A 25082-nucleotide genomic window follows, 5' to 3' on the forward strand; every position below is an offset into this window, starting at 1 on the left:
AGAGCTTTCCATTCACATAAAAATGAAACATCTATTTGCCTTACTTTTTCTAGTAAGCAGTTTTTCTATTTTAAATGCTCAAAACAGCCAAAAAGTACAAGATAGTATTGCTAAAGATTCTCTAGCGTCTAAGCGTAACGAACTCCAGACTGTCGAAATTATTGGGCGTTCGACGAAAAAATACAATAGTGATTATTCGTTTTCGGCAACCAAAATTGCAGCTTTAAATAAAGATATTCCGCAGTCTATTTCTTCCATTACAAAAGAGTTAATTGCTGACAAAGGCGCTATTTACCTTGCCGATGCTGTAAAAATGGCAAGCGGTGTAATACCGGCAAGTTATTACAATCAATATACCATTCGCGGCATCTCTCAAAATGAAGAAGGTCAGATTATTAACGGAATGCGAACCAGACAATATTATTTTTTACAGCCGTTAACGAGCAATATTGAGCGTGTAGAAGTAATCAAAGGGCCGTCGAGTGCTACATTTTCATCTGTAGATCCGGGCGGAAGCATCAATATGGTGACTAAAAAACCTTTGGCAGTCGATCGAAAAGAAGTGAGTTTAACGGTTGGAAGTTTCAGTACTCTTCGCGGAACGCTTGATTTTACAGGTCCTTTAAACGATTCAAAAACGCTATTGTACCGCGTAAACGGTGCTTATCAGGAAGCCAAATCATTTCGTGATTTAGTCAATAACAAATCATTTTTGTTCTCGCCTTCGTTCAGTTATATTCCGAATGAGAAAACGGCTTTTAATACCGAATTGATTTTGAGCAACATGACAGGCGTTCTAGATCGCGGGCAGCCTATTTTTGGCGCAACTGCAGGTGTTACCAATTTAAACAAAACGCCGATAAGCTTAAATCTGGGCGCTTCTGGAGATTATTTTAAATCGAAAGAAATGATCTTGACTACCAATTTTGCGCATAAATTTAATTCGAATATCGGATTTAATGCTTCGTATATGAAACAAACCTGGACAGAAGATCTTCAGGAACACCGTACGACAAATGCTTTTGCGGTTGACATGAACAATCAGCCCGTTACAAGTCTGGCGATGATGCAATACGTGCAGCGTGAGCAATATTGGGATATTGATAATCTGACAGCTTATTTTAATTTTGATTTTAAAACCGGGCCTTTAAAACATAAACTCTTAACGGGCTACGATTTAAGCAGCTGGAATAAAAACAAAGGCGGCGGACAAAACGCAGCAAGAGGATTTCTATTGAATGACGGAACGGTTGCCAGTACTTTTGTTCCTGCAAATGCTTCTAATTATCAGACTGTAACGGTAAACGGCGTTGTGATGCCGAAACCGAATGTCAATTTCTTTGATTTGAATAATCCTTCTTATGCTTTAAGAAACACAGAAGATTATGTTTTGAATGTTCGTACGGCACTTCCTTCTGCCCTAACAACAACAAATGCCATTTATATTCAGGATCAGATTCAAATTCAAAAATTTACCTTTTTATTGGGGTTAAGAAATGAATGGTTTGAAGACGTTACAAATTACAAAACCAATAACGAACTGACGGTTAAGAAATCAGCGCTTCTGCCTCGAGTTGGAATTACATATGCGGTAAATGCTGCAATAAATGTTTATACAACTTATCTCGAAGGTTATCAGCCGCAGTCGAACACGGTTACACTTATGCCTCAAACAGGAAGTCTGCCTGCGGGAAGTTTGTTTAAACCATTAGAAAGTGATTTGAAAGAAGTTGGTTTTAAAGCCACATTTTTAAATAATTCGATGAGTTTTAACGCTGCGATTTACGAAATCAATCAGCGTAATATTTTGATGAATGCTAATGATCCTGTAAACCCTGATTTATTGGTGACTAGAGGTTCCGAAAGAAGCCGTGGTTTCGAATGTGATTTGGCTGGTTATATTACACCAGATTGGCAGATTAACGCTTCTTACAGTTATATCGATGCCGAAATTACCAACGATGCAAATACCGCTTTAATCGGTCAGAGAAAACAAAATACCCCAAAAAACAGCGCCAATCTTTGGACACGTTACAATTTTGCATCAGATTCTGAACTAAAAGGTTTCGGAATTGGTTTGGGAATGCAGTATCAAAGCAGCAAAGTGCCTTGGTTTACAAGAGATTTTACACTTCCTGACTTTACGATTTTTGATGCCGCGTTGTATTATAAACCAACAAACAGCAATATGCAGATTGCTGTAAACGCAGGCAATTTATTGAATAAAACCTATTGGTTAGGCGCTCAAAACTATTTGAGATTGTTTCCGGGAAGTCCTAGAAACGCCAGTCTGACCGTAACTTATAAATTTTAATTGGTATGAAATTATTACACGCAGAAATTTTAATCGCAAAACAACTGCGAGATTCTGTTTTTAAAAATAAAGCCGTTTTTGTCATTACGATTTTCATCGGCATTTTGCTTTTGTACGCTGCTTTTTCGGGTTGGGAAAATTATAAAAGCCAAAATGAAACCAGCGAAAAATACCAGCACGAATCGCGTGAAGACTGGTTGAAAAATCCAGATAAGAATCCGCATAGAATGGCGCATTACGGGAATTTTGCTTTTAGAAAAAGTACTTCTCTAAGCGTTTTCGAATTCGGAATGGAACCTTTCTTTGGAAATGCTATTTTCCTTGAAGCGCACAAACAAAACACCGCCAACTTTTCTGAAGCCGGTTTTTCAAACAGTATGCTTCGTTTCGGCGAAATTAGTATTGCGATGATTTTGCAGGTTTTACTTCCTTTGCTGATCTTCTTTTTGGGTTTTAATGCCATTGCGTACGAACGTGAAAACGGTACTTTAAAAATTCTTTTAACGCAGGGAATCAACTGGAAACAATTGTTGTTCGGAAAAATTCTTGGAGTTGCCAGCGTTATTATGCTTTTGTTTATTCCAACAATAGTAATCTTAGTGTTGCTTTGGCTTTTCCTTCAGGATTTTTCGATTTCAGCAGACGAAACCGTAAAAATGCTGTTATTTATTCTTTTCCATTTCGTTTATCTGATTTTCTTCTGCACGATTGCGGTTTTAATTTCAGCGATAAGCAAAACTTCCAAAAACGCTTTGATTTCGCTGATCGGAATCTGGCTTTTGTTTACCATTATTTTGCCTAGAACTACTCAGGCTTTGGGGGCTTATATTTACGAAGCGCCTTCTAAAATTCAGTTTAACAGCGATATCGAAAAAGACATTCTCAAACAAGGCGACAGTCATAACCCGAATGATCCGCATTATAAAGCCATAAAAGATTCGCTTTTAAGAGTTTATAAAGTCGATTCGGTACAAAAACTGCCTTTCAATTATTCGGGCTTTATTATGACTGAAGGTGAGAAAATCAGCTCTCGAATTTACAATGAACATTTGGAAGAACTTTTAAAGGTTTATAAAAAGCAAAACAGCTTTTCTAAAACCGTTTCTTTTCTTAATCCTTACATCGCGATGAAAAACCTTTCGATGGGATTGTCTAATACGGATTATGATTCTTATGTCGATTTTCAAAAACAAGCCGAAAACTATCGTTATGCAATGGCGCAGAAAATGAATGGTTTGCAGATAAAATACATTAGTAATACCAAATCTGATAAACCAAAAATTATTGGAAAAGAACATTGGGCGGAGGTTGAAGAATTTCATTATGAACCAAAAGGAATTGCAACGGTTCTTACAAACGAAATTATCTCGATTATCTCTATCATTCTCTGGATTACGCTTCTTTTTATTCTTATAAAAATTGCGTCCAAAAAACTTAAAGCCATTTAATATGTTAGCATTATTATTTAAAAATTTCATACGATCGAAAGGAACCAAAATCGGATTGCTTTTCCTGCTTTGCATTGGTTTTATAAGTCTTTTGATCGGAAAACAGTTTCAGGAAAAACAACAAAATAACATTCAGGAAGCGGCCATATATCAAAAAGAACATATTGCGAGAAATGCTGCTTTTCATAAAGACGAAATTGGACTGCTGCTCTATTACATTAAGTTTTCTTTAGTCAATAAAACTTTGCCTATAAACAGTTTAGCGATCGGACAGCGCGATGTAAATCCGTCTATACAAAGTGTTACGATTCGTGGTTTGGAAGCTCAGAAATACGACGCCGAACTCAATAATCCGAATAATCTTTTGTCGGGAAATATCGATTTTAGTTTTGTGCTGATTTATCTTTTTCCGCTTTTGATTATCGCTTTTTCATATAATATTATTTCTGAAGAAAAAGAAAGCGGCACTTGGAAAATCGTGGCTACACAAAGTCAGAACACGTTTATTTATATTTTAAAACTGTTTTATATCCGAATTTTGAGTTTGATAGCGTTGCTTTCGATTTTACTTTTTGCGAGTGTTTTATGGCTGCATATTCCGTTGAATCAATCGTTTTTTGTTTTTTACGGATTGGGTATTTTATATATTTTATTCTGGTTTGCGGTTTGCTTTTTTATTGTTTCGCTGCAAAAACATTCGAATTTTAATGCCGTTATTTTATTGACCATCTGGCTTTTCCTGATTATTATTCTTCCTGCGGGAATTAATACGTATATCGTTAATAAATACAAAGTTCCAGAAGCGTTAGAAGTTACCTTAAAACAAAGAAATGCGTACCACGAAAAATGGGATACATCTAAAAGCGAAACGATGGAGAAATTCTACCAACATTATCCGCAGTTTAGAAAATACAAATTGGATGAAAATAAAGAATTTGAATGGCTTTGGTACTATGCAATGCAGCAAATGGGCGACGACGAATCGGCTGTGCAGTCACGCGAATTAGAATCAAAACTAGAACAGCGAAATCTAGCCAGCCAAACGATTGCGATGTTTATTCCGACGCTTCATACACAGATTCAGCTGAATGAAACCGCAAAATCTGATCTTGGAAATCAGCTTTTATTTTTGAAAGAAACAAAGCTTTTCCATGAAAAAATACGATTGTATTTTTATCCGAAAATATTTGAAGAAATGCCTGTAAACAAAGAAAACTGGGAGAAATTTAAAGTTGAAACTTTTACAGATCCTACAGAGGCCGGTTTCTTAAAAGCCTTTTTGCCTTTATTACTTTTCAATTTATTGTTGATTGGTTTTGGATGGAGAAATTTTAGAACTCTAATTTAATTTTTACCGCAAAGAGCGCAAAGGTTTTTCGCAAAGAACGCTAAGTTTTTTTGAGTTAGATTTTTCAAATCAAAGTTCGCAAAGTTTTTCGCAAAGAACGCTAAGTTTTTGAGTTAGATTTTTTCGAATCAAAGTTCGCAAAGTTTTATTTTTAAAGCTTTGCGAACTTTGCGTTTAAATAAATCCATACAATTTAAATATAGCCCAAGGTTTTAACCTTGGGAAACGTATTTTAGAAATACATTATTGAAATACATTATGTCTCAACGGTTGAAACCGTTGGCTATGTTTTAAAATTTGATAATCAAAAAATATCAATTGCCTCCAGCTTTAGCTGGAGGTTTTAATAAAATATAATTAAAGGCTTTAGCCAAATGATAAAGTTCGGCTAAAGCCTTTCTAATTCAATAATTTTTGACCTCCAGCTAAAGCGGGAAGCAATTCAAACAAGTTATTCTTTCAGCACAAAGCTTTGCGAACTTTGATTTAAAAAATCCAACTTAAAAAAAACTTCGCGGTCTTTGCGTTTATAAAAAGCAGTATCTCAAAAAACCTTGCGTACCTTGCGGTTAAATCAGTATTTTTATTGAAATTTCCATTTAATGAAAAAAGTACTTTTAATAAGCCTTCTTGTAATTATCATCTTCTACGCCCTTAAACAATTCGTCTATAATCCATACAAATGGAAAAAAGACATGAACAATCCTGAACATAAATTACAAATGGGTAGTTTTATTTTCAGTAAAAAAAGAGGTTCAAACGGAAGCCAAAGCATGCAGACAAATTATTTCATTTTTAAGGTAATTGAAATAAACGGCGATTATGTCAGGCTTTCGGTAATTCGTCAGTTATCCGAAAAAGGTAAATTAAAACAATCCGATTTTTCCACAACGAAGGAATCTTATAATACTCTTAAAAACAGCATTCGCGAAATAACGGTCACTCCTATTCTTTCAGAAGATTTATACAAAGAAGGCGCATCTTTTACTTTAAACGATTATTTGACAGCTAAATATCCTTCTCTAAAAGAATCGCGATATTATTACGAGGATGTTAAAGTAAAAATAGATTCACAACAATATTTTAGTCTTGTCTATTCGAAAGAAGAAATTATGACGAATGGAAAACTCGTACCGTGGATTTTAAATAACAGTACTACACCCGAATTAGCTTTTAGATTATCTGAAAATATTGAATTGATTTTGAATTGAGGTCTTAACTTTAATCTTTCAGGAGATACATTATGTCCCAACAGTTGAAACCATTGGCAGTATTCTAAAAATCTGATGTTCAAAAAACATCAATTGCCTCCAGCTTTAGCTGGAGGTTATGAGAAAATAGTTTTCAGGCTTTAGCCAAATGATAAAGTTCGGCTAAAGCCTTGGCTAATTCATATTTTCAACCTCCAGCTAAAGCTGGAGGCAATTCAAATAAGTTATTCTATCAGCACAAAGCTTTGCGAACTTTGATTTAAAAAATCTAACTAAAAAACTTCGCGTTCTTTGCGAAAACCTTTGCGGTCTTTGCGTTTAAAAAAACCTAACTAAAAAACTTAGCGTTCTTTGCCAAAAACCTTTGTGAACTTTGCGGTTAAAAAAAGCCTAATCCAAACCTTTTCTGAATAATTTTTCTCAAATCATTCGATAATTTTATTTTATTTAGAATTAATATAAATAAACTTTTATATTTGCCGCTTTCTGAGCATACACGCTAAGTAATCCTTAAAATAAATTACTTATATTGCTCCCAAAGTAATTTCGTTAAATGAATAATACAACTAATTTAGAAAACCAGAATTTCGAATCTTTCAAGGAAGGAAACGAAACGGCTTTCGGTTATTTTTACGAAAAATACTTTAGAAGAATCCAATCTTTCTGCGTTCAGTTTATTTATGATGCTGAAGAAGCAGAAAACCTGGCGCAAGAAGCTTTTGTGCATTTATGGCAAAACCGTGATACTGTAGATTCTACCAACGGAATCCAGTCTTTTCTCTACACCTACTCCAAATCAAAATGTTTGAATTTGATTCGCCATAATAAGGTAAAGGATAAATTCAAAAATGATTTATTAAACCAAAAAGAACGCGAATTGGATATTGAAGTCCTAAATTCAATTTCATTCGACACTTTAGAATTAACCGAATTGGAGCGCATTATTCAGGAATCTATTAGTGATCTTCCGCCAAAAACACGCGAAGTTTTCATTAAAAAGCGTTTCGAGAATAAAAAAAATTCAGAAATCGCAGAAGAAATGCAGGTGACTCTAAAAGCCGTTGAAGCCCACATGACCAAGGCTTTAAAGATTTTAAAAACAAAATTATCAGATTATTTATTCTTGATTTTTATCTTTATTTGTAATAATTAAAAATAAAAGGTAGGGTATTTTAATTCTGAAGTGTACTAACTACAGCGAGAGTTTAAAAACGCATTTATGACATCGGAACTAATTTATAAATACTTATCTAATGAAGCCTCTGAACAAGAAGTTGCGCAGCTTTTTGAATGGATTGAAGCTTCTGAAGAAAACAAAAAGCAATTTATAACTTCAAAAAAGACCTGGACCTTAACAGCACTTTCTGGAACTATTTCACGTGAGGTTCCTGTTGTTGCTTTACAACCAAAAAATAGAACGAGACAGTATTTTAAATACGTGGCCATTCTTGTTGTTTTGTTTGGTTTAGGAAAACTGGCTTTTTATTTTAATGAAAGAACAACCGATTCTAAAGAAATTGTTCTGGAATTCGGCGATGGAAGTTTAGAATATATTACCGAAAAAAATCAGACTGCTTTGGTAAATGATAAGGGCGAATTGGTTGCCCGAAAATTACCAAATCAGATTATGTATTTCGGAAAAGTTCTTGATAAAGACGTTTTATATCATACCCTTAAAGTTCCGTACGGAAAAACATTCAAATTGCAACTTTCAGACGGTACGCTTGTAAGTTTAAATTCTGGAACTACTTTGCGTTATCCGGAGCAATTTGGAATAAACGGTAAAAGAAATGTTTACTTGACTGGTGAAGCTTTTTTTGAAGTTGCCAAAGACAAAAAGCATCCGTTTATTGTGCATTCTGACAAAACTGAAATTGAAGTTCTCGGAACTCATTTTAATGTAAATGCTTATCCTGAAGACAAAACCGTGAGCAGTGTTTTGGTTGAAGGAAGTATCAAAATGTCTGAAAAAGACAATCCTCTAAATACAGTTCTCCTCCAGCCTGGTCAAATGGCTGTTTGGCAGAGTCAATCTAAAAAAATTACAACAAAAAATGTTGATACTTCTTTTTACGAAGCTTGGACTCAAGGCGAACTTGCATTTAACAACACCCCATTTTCTACAATAACCAAAATTATTGAGCGTTCCTACGACGTTGAAATCATCAACGAAAATGCTGTTTTGGCCAAACAGAATTTTACCGGCTCAATAAAAATCAGTGAGTCTAGTGTCGAAAACATTTTAGAACTTCTAAAACGTGACACGCCTTTTAATTATTCGGTTGAACAAAAAACCATCACCATTACACCTATTTTCCATAACTAAATAAAACATGACATTAATGATACCCAATAACTTAAGAAAAACTTTGTTTTTCTTAGCCCTCCTTATATCTGGTTTTAAAGGTTTTTCGCAAAATAAATTGATAACAATACATGTTAAAAACAAACCTATCAGCTCAATTATTAAATTAATTGAAGAACAAAGTGATTTTAGAATCATTTATAACGCTAGAAAAATTGACGCCGAACAATTGGCTGATTTAGATATTAATAATGCGACTTTAGAAACTGTTTTAAAGCAATTATTAAAAGATAAAAACATTTCTTATTACATTCAGAAAAAACAGGTTTTACTGACTAGTTCTGTTCCTGATAATTCTGAGGCAGATCCGCAGGAAAAAGAACGCTTTATCAGTGGAATTGTTTATGATGCTAAAAGTAAACTGCCGCTTCCAGGCGCTTCGGTTCGCATAAAAGGAATGGGAAATGGCGGTATGGGCGCTATCACCGACTTTAACGGAAAATTTGTTTATCAATTAACTGGAAATGATATTCCGAATCTGGTACTTGAAGTGGGCTTTTTAGGAATGCAGACGCAATCGCAAAAAGCGGGTACTAAAAAACTATTTTCTTTTTTCCTTGAAGAAGCTGCAGACGAATTAAATCCCGTAATTATTACTTCTTCTTATGGAACTACAAAGCTGAAAGAGGAAATTGTGGGGAGTATTTCTACTTTACAAGCGAAAGATATTCCTGTAGAACAAGCTTCTGAAAGTGTAGACAAAATGATTACGGGACAAGTTGCCGGAGTTTTGGTAGAAAATACTTCTGGAGTTGGTGGTCCTGTAAAAATTAATATCCGTGGTCAGGGAACGCTGCCTTCTTTATCAGGTGCGCGTACAGGAACTTCTACGCAGCCCCTTTTTATTGTTGATGGTATTATAATGAGTGAAGAATTTGGTATCGATAGTTCTTATTTTAATGGTAATGGGGATGCTTCTGAAAGTTTTGGAAATCCGTTAATGAAAATTGCTCCAGAAAATATTGAGTCTATGTCATTTCTTAAAGACGCAGCAGCGGTTGGGATTTATGGGGCTGACGGGGCAAATGGCGTAGTTTTGATTACAACAAAAAAAGGAAAAAAAGGAAAAACTCAATTTGGTTTCTCTAATCAGCTTGGGGTTTCTTCTGCTATTAATCAAATTCAATACCTTAACGGAGAACAATATACAGAACTGCGAAACGAATTTGTAAAAAACACTTCGCCAGGATCTGCTCTAACTACATATAACGGAGTAAATACAGATTGGTTTGGTCTTTTGAATAGATCTGGAATCTTCAATAAATATAATTTTAACGTTTCTGGTTCTACTACCAAAATTTCATACCGCACCAATATTAGTTATACTAAAATTGATGAGCCACAAATGGGTAACACAACCAAACAATTAAATGCGGGAATTAATTTAGCCTACAGCTCTGATAAATTAGACATTTCATTAATGTTGAATCCAAGTTTTGTTCAAAAAGATGCACCAAATATCTTTTATTCTTTTGCTTATCTTCCTACTCTTTCTCCTTACAACGCAGACGGATCGTATTCTGACTTAGGTGTCAGCGGTATGATGAGGGGAAATCCTTTAGCTGCAATTGAGCAAAATAAAAATGAAGCACAGACTTATGGTCTTTTAGGAAGTCTAAGTCTTTCGTATAAATTAAGTAAAGCGATCAAGTTTTCTACTCTCTTCGGTATGGATTATACTGATAAAGAACAGGATCGTTATTTTTCTGCTGCAAATGAAAGCGGTCAGTTTGCCGGAACTTTTGTTTTAGATAACATTACTTATCCAAGATGGGGGCGCCGACTTTTGAATCAAAGAAATTCAACGAAATGGAACTGGCAGGGACAAGCTTTATTCGACAAACAACTTTCAGAAAATCACGCTATTGATGGTGTTGTTGGTTTTGAACTTTCTCAAGATAAAACAGATTTTGAATATCAATCTGCAGTTGGTTTTGTGAATCCATTTGTCATTAATCCGATTTCTAATGCAATTCGAGACGACAATCCGGCAACTCCAAATGTCGATGAAAGTAAGGATAATCAATCTGTTGGAACTGAAATCAGCTACAATTCTAGAGTTTCTTTATTTACTCAGGTAAACTATAATTACAAAAAACGTTATTATCTGCTGGCAAACTTCCGTCGCGATCAAAGTTCTGTTTTTGGAGATGACACTGATGTCGCAAATAACGGCGGTGCTGGTGCAAGCTGGATTATTAGTAACGAAAAAATTTTTAACAACAATTCTTGGATTGATCTATTAAAACTTAAAACAAGTTACGGTACAACAGGAAATTCGCGAATTGGCTCTTACCGTTCAAAAGGTTTGTACAATTACAGTCAGAACAACTATAATGGCGGAACAGGTGCAGTCGTTGGTGCTGCTCCAAACGGGCGATTAAGCTGGGAAAAGAATACAAAATTTAATGCCGGAATCGATTTTAATATTTTTAACCGTATAGAATTTTCTCTTGAATATTACCGTGATGATAAAAGTGATCTGATTACTACAAGAGATATTCCAACTGAAACAGGTTACAATTCTATGCAGTTGAATGCGGCAAGTATGTATAATCAAGGATTGGAATTTCAGACGAGAATTAAATGGTTTAAAGGCGATAATTTTAAATGGACTACAGCATTTAACATTTCTACTGTAGATAGTAAAGTAACCGATTTAAAAGGTTTAGGAAGTGATTTTTCTGTTGGTGAATTGGCTTTGGCTCAAAAAATTGGCTACAGTGTTACTACAGTATGGGGTATCAAATGGGTTGGTGTTGATCCAGCTACAGGAAGAGATTTGGTTACCAAAAATGGCCAGATTTACGATCTTGCTACTTACAAAACGTTGTTTACACAAGCTGATTGGGAACCAATTGGAGACACTCAAGCAAAAGCATATGGAGGTTTCTACAACAGCTTTACTTTTTACAAAAATATAAATTTAACTTTTAGAGGAGATTTTCAATTGGGTGGTGATTTCTTTGCTTCCGATGCTATTATCGACAAATATTCAAACACTTCAAATCGAAATCTTTCTGTAAATGCCAATAATCACTGGAGAAATCCAGGAGATGTTGTGCCTTACGCTGCCGTGACAATTGTACCTGTTACAGCAAATTTAAGTAAATATGTTTATGACGCCACTTATGTACGATTAAGCAATGTTAACCTTAGTTATAATGTTCCGATTAAAAATATTTTCTTAGATGCACTTTCTGTTTTTGCAGATGCAACCAATGTATTGTATTGGTATAAAGATAAAAGTCCGAAGGGAATGAACGGAATTAGAGAATTTAGATATACTTATCCGCAGGCAAGAACTATTTCGCTTGGTGTAAATGCAAAATTTTAAGACAATGAAATATTTAAAATATATCACAATAGCATTCCTGATTTTTTCATTGCAAAGCTGCAGTGACTTTTTGGAGCAAGAACCAGGAACCCAAACCTCCATAGATGAGTTATTGCAAAACAAAGCAGGGGTCTTAACCGCTATGAAAGGACTTTATGGTCTAGTTGAAGAAAACGTAAGAGGTGAACGCTTTGCCGTTTACTCTGATTTACAAGGCGGCAATATCAAATTTACGCCAACTTCATCTGGAAGCAGTATTGGACAAATAACACCCGCTCTTAATGTTAGAGAAGTCTATTCTTTTGAAGATACCGAAGAGAGCAGTAATTTTGAGTCCTTTTATTCTGGTCATTACAGTATTATCAATCAAGCAAACTTAATTTTAGAATATACTCCAAAATTAACCGATGCAACTGATACCGAAAAAAATCAGATAAAGGCTGAAGCTTTAGCGATCAGAGCCTATTCACATTTTCTTTTGGCTCAGGTTTATTGTCAAGATTACGGTTACACACCAGATGCTTCTCATTTAGGAATTGTATACAGCACAGAATCTATAAAAGCGGGGTTAAAATACCCTAAAAGAGAAACTTTAGCTACTACTTATTCTCTAATTATTAATGACTTAAAAGTAGCAATTGATAATTTTTCGGATTCGTCTGCAATGGCCGGACCTGTTTATTCTTATTTCAATAAAAATAGTACAAAAGCTTTATTGGCTAGAGTTTATTTGTATAAAAAAGACTGGACAAACGCTTATGATACTGCTAATGATGTGATTACAAATTCAGGAATACAGTTAGTAAATTCTTCCAATTTAGTAGCACAATGGGAACAACCTGATCTTCCAGTTTCTGAAGTATTATTAGAATTTACAATTCCAAGAGATGCTGAAAGTGCAGCAAAAACTACTATGGCTAATTATTTTGGTTTCAATGCAAATACTTATGCCAGATATGTAGCCTCAGATGATCTGGTAAATCTTTATGAAACTAATGATTTAAGAAAACAACTATTCCTTAACGTTAATATTTCAACTCTTGTAAATGGTTTATTAACTCCAGTTTCATATAATTTTACACGAAAATTTCAGGATAATGCAGGATATGTAGCTTTTAGATTAAGTGAAATGTATTTAATTCGTGCCGAAGCGGCACTAGAAAACAATCAGCCCGATCTTGCGATGGCAGATATTAATGTCATTCGTGCTCGAGCTAACGCTTCTTTATTAACGAGTACTCTAAATTTAAAGGAAAACATACTTTTAGAAAGAAGGAAAGAGCTTTGTTTTGAAGGACATTTATTCTTTGACCTAAGACGTAACCACTTAGGAATTACAAGAAATGACGGCTGTATCTCTACCAATTGCAGTATGGCATATCCTTCTACTAAATTCGTATTACCAATACCATTATTCAATATTAATCTTAATGAAAACTTACAGCAAAATGAATCCTATTAAGATACTCAGCATATTTACAATAGCATTGCTATTGACGTCTTGTTCAAAAGACGATTATAAACTAGGTTCTGAGATTGAACCGCATTTAAGATTTAACTTTTTGGTAACCAGTGCTAATGTTCCATTAGAGTATCCTACTGTAAACTCTATGCTGATTCCTAAGGATACGTATGTAAACAGCTCGGTAAAAACATTGAAAGTTCCTGTTGCATTATCAACTCGTTCTTTAAAAAATGCTGTAACAGCAAACTTCAGTGCCGTTTCTTCAACTGGCGATAATGAAAGTTTTACAGTTAATCCAGTAAATCAATTGGTTTTTGAAGGAAGTAAACTAACAGATACTATTGCTGTTTCTTTTGACAAGAGATGGGCAGCGAATCAAAGTATTACTTTAAAATTGGAAACTGTTTCTGATCCTGAAATTCACATCGGAAATTTAAATACAACATATCCTAATGATACTTTCAAAATAGATTTGGCTACCATTACAACCAATTATACTTTTCCAGTAAATCAAATTGTGATTAAAGGAGAAGTTGGTGAAACAGTTGATTTTAAAGTAAATTTTCCAAACGGGTTTTTCCCTTCCGAAATAGAAAATGCTACGATTTTTAAATTTCAAAATGGTTTTGAATATTCTCTGACTCATGATGATTATAGAGATAACAGAAGTTCAATTACGTATCATTTGACGCTTCTAGAAGATATACAAAATGATGATGCTCGTTATGAATCAAAGATTACTTTGGTAAATATTCCAAACTATAATGCAACAGGAAGTATTAATCTAACTATTGTGAAACCAATTAAATCACCTCGTGATCTTCAGGCATGGCCAGCATCGAAATTTACAGATCCAACTAATGCATTTTACTTGACGTACGGTGAACATTGGTTTAACAATAATGGAAATTGTACATGGCAGACATTCAATGCCTTGACTTTCCCTATAATAGTAACGAAAGACAATGAAAATGCCATTCTTTACAGCGATAAAGGAACTGCAAATCCAAATGATGATGTGTATCACGATGCTTTCAAAATTGGTTTCAATGTTGCCAGCGGAACGAATACTGTAAACTCTTTTGGTTTAAAAAGATGGTTTTCTAACGAAAGTAACTCGGCTGCAATATCACCAGGATTTAATATTACGTCAGCTTTAGAGTTTTTCCCTGCCAACGGAAACAGCAAAACAGAAGGAACTGTCTTAGTAATTCCGCAGGATATTACAATCGGATCGAGCGCAACAAACACACACGTAATCGCTATTTCTGGCGATGGAACTTATAAAGAAATCAGTAATGGTTTATTTGAAATTTCATTTGAATTAAAACTAACAAACGAGAAACTTTTTGGAGGAACTGTTTCTACACAATATAGAATGTACAACAACAGAGTGTACACAAAGCCAAGCCCTTTAAGCATTCCATGTCCTAAAGAAGTTACGCTTTAACTTTATTTTGTTTCAGGTTTCTTGAAGTTTCAGGTTATACAGTAACTTGAAACATTGAACCTGAAACAAAAAAATCCCTATTGAGCTTTGTCAAAGTTTTAAACTTTGACAAAGCTTTTGGAGTATAAAACAAAAAAAGGTTTCAAGTTTGAAGTTTCAGGTTTCAAGTTCCAACAAACGTTAAACTTGAAACCTGAAACTTTAAACCTGAAACTTTAAACCTGAAACAAATCAAAAAAACAAAAACAAAAAAAAGCAAAATTGAAAAAACTAATCTTCCCACTCCTATTTCTGCTGGGCTTAACGGCTTATAAAACGGCAGAAGGACCTGATTATATCGATATTCAGGAACTTCGAAAACTGTATTCCAGCGGTGATTCTTCTAAATGGCCTGCTGCCGAATTACATGAAAATGTCGATAAATCTAAATTTCAGGATATCGGTGTGCTTCCTGCAGTTCCTTATCCTGCTTATAATCCGTATTCTAAGGAAAAAGAAAGTTTAGGAAAGATCTTGTTTTTTGATCCGAGATTATCTCGAAGCGGCCAAATTGCCTGTGCTTCCTGTCATAATCCAGAATTGGGCTGGACAGATAATTTAACACGTTCGTTTGGACATGACCGTCAAACGGGGAAACGAAACTCGATGACGATTCTAAACTCAGCCTACGCCACTTCCCTATTTTGGGATGGAAGGGCTTCTAGTTTAGAAGATCAAGCGCAGTTTCCAGTTGCCGATCCGTTAGAAATGAATGAAAAACTGACGATTGCCGTTGATAAAATTGCTAAAATTAAAGGTTATAATTCTTTATTTACGAAAGCTTTTGGAGATAAAAAAGTGACGCTGGAGCGAATTCAATACGCGATTGCGACTTTCGAGAGATCAATCAATAGTCCGAAAAGTAAATTTGATCAGTTTGTAAGCGGAAAATCAGAAATTTATACCGATCAGCAGGTTAAAGGAATGCATTTGTTTAGAACCAAAGCGCAATGCATCAATTGCCATAATACACCGTATTTCAGCGATAATCAGTTTCATAATGATGGACAAACTTTATTCGGAACTAAAAATGAGGATTTTGGACGTTATAACGTAACTAAAGATGTAAAAGATATTGGCAAATTTAGAACACCGACTTTACGCGAAGTTGTAAATACAAAACCGTGGATGCATCACGGACATTTTCCTAGTTTGCTAGATGTTGTAGAACTGTACAATTTAGGAAATCCGTCACCCGTTCAAAAAAAATATCTGGGAACTGCAAGAGATTCACTGATTTCGAAATCTGATCCAATGCTTCGAAAATTAGCTTTAAACAAAGAAGAAATTAGTGATTTATTAGCATTCATCGAAACTTTGAGTACGCCGACAAGAAGAATAATGACACCAGAAATGCCGAAGTAATCATTTAAAATGATTTAGAAACCAAATCAATCTAAATAATTATCTATGAACAAATTAATAAATCAATTCGAATTAGGTTTATTCCTGTATCAAATAGCTCTTTTATTGCATCTTATCTTGTTTTTCATTTCTATTTATTATGTTTTAAAGAATAAAAGCAAGTTTAAAAAACCTTATTTACTAATCATTTTTTCGTTTTTATTTCCTTTTATCGTTTCAGTTCCGCTTTTATTCTTTTTAGCGAAAAGCGAGAAATCTTTAAAGGCAAAAACAATTTAAAAACAATATAATTTGCTGTATTGAAATTTTGAATTATTAATTCTAAAACAAGCTTTATGAAGTCGTTAAACATTTTAATTATTCTATTTTTAGTTTCTTCTCCTATATTTTCTCAAGATAATATTGAGGAGATTACACACAAAAAAGATATTAAAATTGATTCGATCGTGAAGATTGATTTTATAAGTTATAAGTATAAATATTTAGATGAAAATTTAAAAATTAAAATACCAAAAGAGCTTTACGAAAAAATGCTCATTGATTCTAAATTAAATCCGGAGAGAATTAAAAAATACTCAGATTCTTTAGAAGTGATTTTAAAAGCAGAATTTAATGATGACGATGCTGCCAGAATAGCTCAATTACGAATTACCTATTCTTGGGAAAGAGTTGGTCTTCATATTTGGAAAAATAAAGACGAAGTAATCGAGATTGCCAAAAAATTAAATATCAAACATCCGTACAGACTTCAGGAATTATTCTTAAACAATGATTCTAAAGTATCCATGGAAATCCAAAATCTCAGAATTACTTTATATCAAAATTTCGGAAAAGTAGAATTGATGATGATGCCGACAAAACAATTAATGCCGTTTGCTTTTAGCAATAATCCTGAAATTATTGAGCGTAGAAACAATCACCATAAAAATCTTCGTCAACGAAAATAAATTGATTTGCAAATTGCCCCAAAAATCTGCAAATCTTCAAAGCTCGCTTCTTAATTGAAGTGAGCTTTTTCATTTCAAATAAGAGTCAATACTGTTTTATTAAGTAGAAAAATATTTACAATATAATTGCAACGCAATGTATATCAATAGAAAATTATTTTACTTTTATACAGATAAAAAAAAAGCGAATCCCCAATATAAACTACAAACTAAATTTTATGACAACCTTTAAAACTTGGAAAGAAAAACCAACCGAACTTGAAGCTCAAAAAGCAGTTGAAGATTTTTTTGCTTATCTAAAAAAAGGAGAATTAGACAACGCCAGAAAAAGTGTAGATCATTTATACGATGACTGGGAAGAATCTATCCACGTAATTTGGCGCGATCACTACTTGATTCATGAAATTGCCGAAGACGAATCTTTTGAAGGTAAAGAATGGCTAAACAACCTAGAATGGACACAGCATTTAGGCATTCTCGATGATTTTATGTGGGCGGAAGAAAACAATAGTAACACCCGATATTTTGACGTCAGTGTTACGTATATGGACGAACCTTCTGGATTTGCTGCTCAATTTTATCTGGTAAAAAATGACGACCACTACGTTGTAAAAAGAGGTTTGATCGATATGGCATAAACCACTTATTTAACTATATAAAATCCGTTTCATTTGCTTGAAACGGATTTTTTTATTGCCAGTCTCATTTTAAAATAGTAATTTACTATACTTTCATCGAAGCATAAAATGACTCTATTATCATTGTCATGTTTCGATTTTCTAAATTTGATTCTAACAAAAAGAAGATTTTTCTTTTATAAAAAATACCATTATGAGAATAGATCAGATAGAAATCAAAACAAACGATATTCAAAAAACAAAAGCATTTTATCAGAACCTTTTTGGACTTTTTATCCTAGAAAATGACCCAAAATCGATCACATTTCAGGCTGGGACTTCCATCTTAAAATTTGTTGAAGATCAAGACTTTAATTCCATATATCATTTTGCTTTTAATATTCCAGCAAATCAGCTTGAAGAAGCTATTGAGTGGTGCAAAAACAAGGTTTATTTAATTGTTTTGGAAGATAAAAGTGTCGTTACTCATTTTGAAAACTGGAATGCACATTCAATCTATTTTTATGATCATAATGGAAATTTACTAGAATTCATTGCGCGACATGATCTTAATAACGAACAAGTTGGCGAATTCAATTGTGCTTCTATCTTAAATATAAGCGAAATCGGAATCGTTACTGAAAGTCCATTAGAATTAGGAAATCAATTAATTAAGGAACATGGACTCCATTTTTTTTCTCAAAATACAAATACAGATAAATTCGCTGCCATTGGCGATCATAACGGTTTATTAATTCTGGTACAACCGAATCGAAATTGGTATCCTACTCAGATTCCTTCGGAAAGTAATCCGGTAAAAATATCTTTAGAAAATGATGAAAACCTAATCGAATTACACTTTTAAATCATTTTATATCAAATAGATAACAATATAATTTGTATTTTCATCACAGCAAAAAATATCTATAATATAGTTTTAATCTGTATGAAAAAATACTTCTTTCACCTATTATTCATTTTCAGTTTTGCTATTTCAAATGCGCAGCCCAATCTTGCATACGAAGCTTTAATTGCAGAAGCGTCTTTACTTCATCTTCAAAAAGATTATAAAAATGCTATTCCAAAACTGGAAAAAGCATTTTCAATCCAACAACCTGATGCATTAAATGCGTACAAGGCTGCCGGAATTTATTCGCTTGACGAAAATAAAACTAAAGCCTTTCAGTATTTAAACTTGTCGCTCGATAAAGGATGGACTGAAGCCGACCAATTATTGATAGATCCGTATTTTGATTTCATTCGAAATAATTACTCCGAAGAATGGAAAGTCGCAGCGCAAAAAGCACGTTTAAAAGAACAAGAATACGAAAAGACATTGCAACTTCCAGAATTGCGAAAACAAATCAATGCAATGGGAATTGCAGATCAGAAAATTAGATATTCGAAAATACAAACTTCAGATCCTGCTCACTTAAAAGAATTACAACAGAAAATTAACGACTTAGATTTTAAAAATCTTTCGACAGCAAAAGAAATTCTTAAAAACTACGGTTGGCCGAAAATATCAGAAATTGGAAAAGATGGTGCTCATAATTTCTGGCTAATTGTACAGCACGCCGATCAAGATATTTTATTTCAGAAAGCAGCTTTGCATGAAATGGATAAATTAAAAGGAACAAAAGAATTGGACATGGAAAATTATGCTTTTTTGTATGACAGAGTGCAATGTAATTTAAATTACAAACAACTTTACGGAACACAAGTAAATTGGACTCAAAATGGAAAAGCTTCAAGTTTTAGAGGAATAATTAAAGAAAATGAAACCGATAAAAGAAGAAATAAATTTGGACTTCTTCCTTTAAAAATTTATGCTTTGAATTATGGATTTAAATACACAATTCCAACAGCTCTAGAAGCGTCAAAAAAGGATAAAGAAGATACTGAAAGTACATTAAATCTAATAAATGAGGCTAAAAAGAATTACGAAACAAAAGAGTTTCAGAAAGTATATGACAATTACAATAATGCCTCAATGATTTTAGGAGGAATGACAAGCACTCAAAACTTTGAAGCCGCAGAACTTTTTGCCAAAATTTACAATAAAACAAATGAAGTGCAATATCGAAGCATTGCTTTAGATTTTTTAAGTTTAAACCATCTGAGAGGTGATTTAAACTTAAAAAAACTTTTATCAAATACTGCATTTCAAAAGTTCTATTCTGAAAATAGATGGAAAGATCTGTTTGCTAATTTGTAGCAACAAGTTAAAACTTCATTCTCTGAATCCTAACCGCATTCAAAATCGCCAACAGCGCCACACCAACATCGGCAAAAACTGCTTCCCACATTGTTGCCAAACCTCCAGCACCTAAAATTAAAACAACTGCTTTGACTACAAAAGCCAAAGTGATATTCTGCCAGACAATTTTTTTGGTTTGCTTTCCAATGTTAATTGCCATTGGTATTTTACTCGGTTTATCATCCTGAATTACAACATCGGCGGTTTCGATTGCTGCATCGCTTCCTAAACCTCCCATTGCAATTCCGACTGTACTTAAAGCAATTACAGGCGCATCATTTACGCCGTCGCCAACAAAGGCAACTGTTTCATTTTTGGCTTTAATTTCGTTAAGTTTTGCTACTTTATCTTCAGGAAGTAAATCTCCGTATGCATTTGTAATTTTGAGTTTTTGCGCCACAAATTGCACAACATTGTTTTTATCACCGCTTAACATTGTAGTTTTAACGCCTAATGATTTTAATTTACTAACCGTTTCTTGGGCGTCCGGCTTAATTTCGTCAGCAATGGTTAAATATCCCGCAAACTTATTTTCGTACGCAATGGCGATTGTAGTATGCACAACCGAATTCGGATCTAAATCGTATGAAATATTGAATTTATCCAGCAATTTAAAGTTACCAACCAAAAGCGTTGATCCGTTTACAACAGCTTTAAGTCCGTGACCGGCAATTTCTTCTACATTTTCTAGTTTTATTTCAGAATCTATTGCTCCAGCATAATTGTGAATTGCCGTTGCAACAGGATGTGTGCTATGACTTTCGAGGAGATTAACTAATTTTAATAGTGTAGCTTTATCAAATTCTTCTTTTATAAAAACTTCCTGAACTTTAAAAACACCTTCGGTCATTGTTCCCGTTTTGTCCATAACTACATTCTGAATAGTCGAAATGCTGTCTAAAAAATTACTGCCTTTAAATAAGATTCCGTTTTTACTTGCAGCGCCGATTCCGCCAAAAAAGCCAAGCGGAATACTGATAACTAATGCACAAGGACAAGAAATTACCAAAAAGACCAAAGCGCGGTACAACCATTGGCTAAAAACATAATTCTCAACAAAAAGCATCGGAACCAAGCAAATTGCAATAGCCAGATATACCACAATTGGTGTATAAATTTCAGCAAATTTTCGGATAAAAAGTTCCGCAGGTGCCTTTTTAGTGGTCGCATTCTGAACCAATTCTAGAATTTTAGACAACTTACTATCATTGTAAGCCGTTGTAACTTTTACTAAAGCAACCGTGCTTCCGTTAATCATTCCTGCCAAAACCGTTTCGCCTTTGGTTTTGGTATCAGGTTTACTTTCGCCTGTTAAAGCTGCAGTATTAAACGAAGCAGTATCTGATAATAATTCGCCGTCTAAACCTAGTTTTTCGCCGGGTTTTAATTGAATTACAGCACCAATATTTACTTCCGAAGCTTTGATTTTTGTAACCACATTATTTTCTAAAATATTCGCTTCATCGGGACGTTGGTCTAACAAACTTTTGATATTCGATTTTGCTCTGCTTACCGCTAAAGATTGAAAAACTTCCCCAACAGAATAAAACAACATTACCGCAACACCTTCGGGATATTCGCCAATCGCAAAAGCACCAACCGTTGCAATTGACATTAAGAAAAATTCTGAAAATACGTCACCTTTAACGATGCTTTCGTAAGCTTCTCTTAAAACAGGAATACCAACAGGAAGATAAGCAATTACATACCAAGCAATTCTAACATAACCCGTAAACCAAGTTTGTGGAAAATAGTTATCAAAACCTATCGCAATCAGCAATAAAACAAAAGAAATAATCGCTGGCATAAACATTTGAAACGGACTTCCATTCACATCATGTTCATGATCGTGGCCTTCGTGATCATGTCCGTCAATATCTGAATGTTTTGGCTCATCGTCATGTGAACAACAACAGGATGGTCTGGCTTTATTTTTAGTACTTTTTACTTCTTTATCTTGATGTATCATTTGAGTTGTTTCAGGTTTAAAGTTTCAAGTTTTAGTTTCTACGAAACTTTATTAAAATAATGTTCTAAATTTAATCAAATTGTGTCAAAGTTTATTGTCCCGCAGACACTAAGGTTTTAAGTTTTTTAGACTAGATCAAACATGCTCGCAAAGACGCAGAGTCGCAAAGTTCTTTTGAATTGTCTCCAGCTTCAGCTGGAGGTTTTATAGATTTTAATTTGATGGCTTTAGCCAATCTAATGTTGCGTTTTCGGCTAAAGCCTTTCTTAAATTAAAGCTTGATTATCCGCCAGCTAAAGCTGGAGGCAATTCATATCTCATTAAACTTTGCGACTCTGCCTCTTTGCGAGCAAATTTAACCCGATACAAAAAACTCAGAACCTTAGTAACTCAGAATCTTAGCACCTTAAAAAAAATCAATGCTCATGCTCTCCTCCGCCCTTCATTGCAGAAAGAAGATAAAAAGCACCTTTCGTCACAATTTTTGCATTGGCAGGAACATCATTTACAAATTTAACTTCCGTAAAACCTAAATCTGTGGTTCCTGGAACTACTTCAATGGCTTTAAAATGAATCTCTTTTCCGTGAGATTCTTCTTTTTCACCTGCTGCATGTTCCTGTTTTTCTTCTTCATGTGCTTCTTCTTCCATAAAAACAAAATATTTATCGGCATTGCGTACCACTGCATCTTTTGGAAGCGCTGGAACCGTAGCATTTGTGATATTGATATTTGCAGAAACATACATTCCTGAAATTAACCCTTTGGCATCTTGCGGGTCGATTTTCGCATGAACAGCAACCGTTTTACTTTCGTTAGAAAAAGATTTATTGATTCCGAAAATCTTCCCTTTAATCGATTTATTGGATTGATTCGTTAATACAAAATCAATTACCTGCCCGACAGAAATAGAACCCAAATCTTTTTCATACACATTCAAATCCAAATGCATCTGGCTGTTGTCAACGACTTCAAACAACGAAACTCCTGTATTTGCAAAAGCACCTTTAGCAATACTTATTTTCCCTACATAACCACTAATTGGCGCAACAATTGGCACGACAGAAGTACTTCCTTTTGTGCTGATATGCAACGCATCCAATTTGTTCTTCGCTGCTTGCGCACGCGCTCTTTCGGCAGCTAGTTTGGCTTTTACTTCCTGAAAAGTCTTTCTCGGATTCACATTTTCATCACTCAGCGTTTTCTGGCGATTGTATTCTAATTGCAGATATTCGATATTGGCTGCAGCTGAATGATAATCTTCCTGTATTTCAATCACTTCCAGATTCTGAATCGTTGCTAACACTTTTCCTTTATTGACGAAAGTGCCTTCTAAAACAAAAATATCTTTTACCGTTCCGCCAATTAAAGTCGAAACTTCTGCTGAGTTTTGAGGCGGAACTGTCGTATAACCATTCGCTTTAATAATTTTATTGAGATTTCGATCTTCCACAAAACCGGTTTCAATCCCGATGGTTTTATATTGAGAGGCTGTTAGAGCTACTTCGGTAGTTGATTTTTCTTCTTCTTGCGGTTCTTCGGTTTTCTTTTCATTACAGCTTTGAAAGGTAACCGCTAAGAGCGCTAAGGATACGCAAAGCACGCCAAGTTTTATTTCTTTGCGAACTCCGCGTTTTTCTATTGCGATCTTTACGGTTAAATAACTAAATATATTTTTCATGATTAATTGTTTTTGATGGTTGGAAATTGAACTTCAACAGCGCTTTGATTATAGTTATGCGTCGCTTCTACAGCTTGTTTTTTAATATCAATTGCTTGATTTAAAAAACTGATGTACGACCAATAACTCATATCGCCGTTAGCATAACTTTTCTGCGCCGTATTGATAATCTGATCTGCATATTGCAAACCTTCTTTCTGGAAATATTCTAATGCTTTCTGCTGCTTTAAAAAGTTGTTTTGAAGTTCTTCCTGCTGCAATTGCAGTGTAATTTTACTTTTATCCAAAGCCAATTGTGACTGCGAAATACTCATTTCTGCCGCTTTTGCCTTCGCAGTATTAACACCGCCAAATAACGGAATCTGCAATCCCGCGGTAAAACCCTGAAAAAGTGATTCTGTATTAATAGTTTGTGCAAAATAACCTAAACCTAATTTTGGTGTTCGTTGTGCTTTAAAAGCGCTGTTTTCTTTCTGATAAACCGAAATCTGCTGCTGGTAGAAATCGGTTAACAAAGTCGTTACGTTTGAATCTCCTGCACTTTGTAATGGATATTGTAAAGGTGTTTTTTCGTCAGGAATAATGTTTTCATTGGTTTGAATGAAAAACTGCAATTGTCTTTGATAAATCGCCAAATCGTATTCTAATTGGGCTTTCTGGGTTTCAATTTCTTTGACTTTTGCTTTGGCGCTGATTACTTCGATATTGCCACTTTCTCCTGTTTGAAAACGCAGTTCGGCATTTTTTAGGAACTTTGTATAAATCTCATTCAATTCAGTATTTAACCTCTGAACCGAGACGCCATACAAATATTGATAATACGCCAAAGTAACCGCCTTTTCTATTTCGTAAGCAGATAAAGCTTTTCGCTTTTCCGCCAGTTTCGCTAATTCTTCCTGCAATTGCCTATTGACTTTGGTTACATTTCCAAGTGGAAAAAACTGCTGTACCGAAACATTGTGATCAAAATCGACGCTGTTAAATTGTCCGCCTTGATACTGTATTTGCAAAGCATCGGGCTGAAAAGCAGTCTTTTTGAGAATCGTTTGTTTTTCGATTTCTTTATCGGCAATTTTTAGGTCGATGTTGTTTGACTTGGTGAGTTCAATTGCTTTTTCCAAAGAAATTTTAGTTTGTGAATGCGATAAGATTGTGAACAATAGAAACGCACTTAACCGCAAAGTTCGCAAAGGAATTTTCGCAAAGTTCGCGGAGATTTTTTTATAAGTAAAATGGATATTTTTCATTTTTTTAATTTTCTTTGTGTG

Annotated in this window: 17 protein-coding genes; 14 read left to right on the plus strand and 3 right to left on the minus strand. The window is 34.3% G+C overall.

All coding sequences use genetic code 11. The annotated features are described in order from the left end of the window. Nucleotides 1-22: 22 nt before the first annotated feature. The 14 genes from ACFSC2_RS23020 to ACFSC2_RS23085 all read left to right on the plus strand — a co-directional run bounded on the left by ACFSC2_RS23020 (nucleotide 23) and on the right by ACFSC2_RS23085 (nucleotide 20124). The gene (locus ACFSC2_RS23020; RefSeq protein ID WP_379813447.1) at nucleotides 23-2314 is read left to right on the plus strand and encodes a TonB-dependent siderophore receptor; all 2292 of its coding nucleotides are present in this window, start codon (nucleotides 23-25) and stop codon (nucleotides 2312-2314) included. Nucleotides 2315-2319: 5 nt separating this feature from the next. Then, nucleotides 2320-3762, plus strand: a complete 1443-nt coding sequence (locus ACFSC2_RS23025) for an ABC transporter permease (protein ID WP_379813448.1) — start codon at nucleotides 2320-2322, stop codon at nucleotides 3760-3762. Between the two features lies 1 nt (nucleotide 3763). After that, entirely contained in the window at nucleotides 3764-5110 is a 1347-nt protein-coding gene (locus tag ACFSC2_RS23030; RefSeq protein WP_379813449.1) for a DUF3526 domain-containing protein, read from the plus strand. A gap of 602 nt (nucleotides 5111-5712) precedes the next feature. Beyond that, on the plus strand, nucleotides 5713-6321 hold the full coding sequence (locus ACFSC2_RS23035) for a hypothetical protein (protein ID WP_379813450.1): 609 nt from the start codon (nucleotides 5713-5715) through the stop codon (nucleotides 6319-6321). Between the two features lie 553 nt (nucleotides 6322-6874). Next, a complete protein-coding gene (locus ACFSC2_RS23040; RefSeq protein ID WP_379813451.1) occupies nucleotides 6875-7474 on the plus strand; it encodes an RNA polymerase sigma-70 factor in 600 nt (199 codons plus the stop codon). Nucleotides 7475-7540: 66 nt separating this feature from the next. Beyond that, a complete protein-coding gene (locus ACFSC2_RS23045; protein ID WP_379813452.1) occupies nucleotides 7541-8647 on the plus strand; it encodes a FecR family protein in 1107 nt (368 codons plus the stop codon). A gap of 97 nt (nucleotides 8648-8744) precedes the next feature. Then, the gene (locus ACFSC2_RS23050; RefSeq protein WP_379818719.1) at nucleotides 8745-12023 is read left to right on the plus strand and encodes a SusC/RagA family TonB-linked outer membrane protein; all 3279 of its coding nucleotides are present in this window, start codon (nucleotides 8745-8747) and stop codon (nucleotides 12021-12023) included. Nucleotides 12024-12027: 4 nt separating this feature from the next. Continuing rightward, a complete protein-coding gene (locus tag ACFSC2_RS23055; RefSeq protein ID WP_379813454.1) occupies nucleotides 12028-13485 on the plus strand; it encodes a RagB/SusD family nutrient uptake outer membrane protein in 1458 nt (485 codons plus the stop codon). After that, nucleotides 13454-14938, plus strand: coding sequence for a hypothetical protein (locus tag ACFSC2_RS23060; RefSeq protein ID WP_379813455.1), 1485 nt, complete (start codon nucleotides 13454-13456; stop codon nucleotides 14936-14938). Before ACFSC2_RS23055 ends, ACFSC2_RS23060 begins: the two co-directional genes overlap by 32 nt. A 261-nt stretch (nucleotides 14939-15199) precedes the next feature. Then, nucleotides 15200-16342, plus strand: coding sequence for a cytochrome-c peroxidase (locus tag ACFSC2_RS23065; RefSeq protein ID WP_379813456.1), 1143 nt, complete (start codon nucleotides 15200-15202; stop codon nucleotides 16340-16342). Nucleotides 16343-16677: 335 nt separating this feature from the next. Further along, nucleotides 16678-17289, plus strand: a complete 612-nt coding sequence (locus ACFSC2_RS23070; RefSeq protein WP_379813457.1) for a hypothetical protein — start codon at nucleotides 16678-16680, stop codon at nucleotides 17287-17289. A 218-nt stretch (nucleotides 17290-17507) separates the two neighbouring features. Then, complete coding sequence (locus ACFSC2_RS23075) at nucleotides 17508-17927, plus strand: hypothetical protein (RefSeq protein ID WP_379813458.1); 420 nt, start codon at nucleotides 17508-17510, stop codon at nucleotides 17925-17927. A 193-nt stretch (nucleotides 17928-18120) separates the two neighbouring features. Next, nucleotides 18121-18771, plus strand: a complete 651-nt coding sequence (locus ACFSC2_RS23080; RefSeq protein ID WP_379813459.1) for a VOC family protein — start codon at nucleotides 18121-18123, stop codon at nucleotides 18769-18771. 81 nt (nucleotides 18772-18852) lie between these two features. Next, nucleotides 18853-20124, plus strand: a complete 1272-nt coding sequence (locus ACFSC2_RS23085) for a DUF6624 domain-containing protein (protein WP_379813460.1) — start codon at nucleotides 18853-18855, stop codon at nucleotides 20122-20124. A 7-nt stretch (nucleotides 20125-20131) separates the two neighbouring features. Here ACFSC2_RS23085 and ACFSC2_RS23090 read toward each other — a convergent pair whose 3' ends face one another. From ACFSC2_RS23090 to ACFSC2_RS23100, 3 genes are all read right to left on the minus strand, one after another. Next, on the minus strand, nucleotides 20132-22135 hold the full coding sequence (locus ACFSC2_RS23090) for a heavy metal translocating P-type ATPase (protein ID WP_379813461.1): 2004 nt from the start codon (nucleotides 22133-22135) through the stop codon (nucleotides 20132-20134). 416 nt (nucleotides 22136-22551) lie between these two features. Beyond that, nucleotides 22552-23814: an efflux RND transporter periplasmic adaptor subunit gene (locus ACFSC2_RS23095; protein ID WP_379813462.1), complete on the minus strand. Its 1263-nt coding sequence runs from the start codon at nucleotides 23812-23814 to the stop codon at nucleotides 22552-22554. Between the two features lie 2 nt (nucleotides 23815-23816). Beyond that, the gene (locus ACFSC2_RS23100; RefSeq protein WP_379813463.1) at nucleotides 23817-24935 is read right to left on the minus strand and encodes a TolC family protein; all 1119 of its coding nucleotides are present in this window, start codon (nucleotides 24933-24935) and stop codon (nucleotides 23817-23819) included. Between the last annotated feature and the right edge of the window lie 147 nt (nucleotides 24936-25082).

It is taken from the genome of Flavobacterium artemisiae (genome assembly GCF_042678225.1).
GTDB classification, from domain to species: Bacteria; Bacteroidota; Bacteroidia; order Flavobacteriales; family Flavobacteriaceae; genus Flavobacterium; species Flavobacterium artemisiae.

Coding starts and splice junctions, on each gene's coding strand:
- ACFSC2_RS23020 (WP_379813447.1), top strand. CDS start 23: ATGAAACATCTATTTGCCTTACTTTTTCTAGTAAGCAGTTTTTCTATT.
- ACFSC2_RS23025 (WP_379813448.1), top strand. CDS start 2,320: ATGAAATTATTACACGCAGAAATTTTAATCGCAAAACAACTGCGAGAT.
- ACFSC2_RS23030 (WP_379813449.1), top strand. CDS start 3,764: ATGTTAGCATTATTATTTAAAAATTTCATACGATCGAAAGGAACCAAA.
- ACFSC2_RS23035 (WP_379813450.1), top strand. CDS start 5,713: ATGAAAAAAGTACTTTTAATAAGCCTTCTTGTAATTATCATCTTCTAC.
- ACFSC2_RS23040 (WP_379813451.1), top strand. CDS start 6,875: ATGAATAATACAACTAATTTAGAAAACCAGAATTTCGAATCTTTCAAG.
- ACFSC2_RS23045 (WP_379813452.1), top strand. CDS start 7,541: ATGACATCGGAACTAATTTATAAATACTTATCTAATGAAGCCTCTGAA.
- ACFSC2_RS23055 (WP_379813454.1), top strand. CDS start 12,028: ATGAAATATTTAAAATATATCACAATAGCATTCCTGATTTTTTCATTG.
- ACFSC2_RS23060 (WP_379813455.1), top strand. CDS start 13,454: ATGAAAACTTACAGCAAAATGAATCCTATTAAGATACTCAGCATATTT.
- ACFSC2_RS23070 (WP_379813457.1), top strand. CDS start 16,678: ATGAAGTCGTTAAACATTTTAATTATTCTATTTTTAGTTTCTTCTCCT.
- ACFSC2_RS23075 (WP_379813458.1), top strand. CDS start 17,508: ATGACAACCTTTAAAACTTGGAAAGAAAAACCAACCGAACTTGAAGCT.
- ACFSC2_RS23080 (WP_379813459.1), top strand. CDS start 18,121: ATGAGAATAGATCAGATAGAAATCAAAACAAACGATATTCAAAAAACA.
- ACFSC2_RS23085 (WP_379813460.1), top strand. CDS start 18,853: ATGAAAAAATACTTCTTTCACCTATTATTCATTTTCAGTTTTGCTATT.
- ACFSC2_RS23090 (WP_379813461.1), bottom strand. CDS start 22,135: ATGATACATCAAGATAAAGAAGTAAAAAGTACTAAAAATAAAGCCAGA.
- ACFSC2_RS23095 (WP_379813462.1), bottom strand. CDS start 23,814: ATGAAAAATATATTTAGTTATTTAACCGTAAAGATCGCAATAGAAAAA.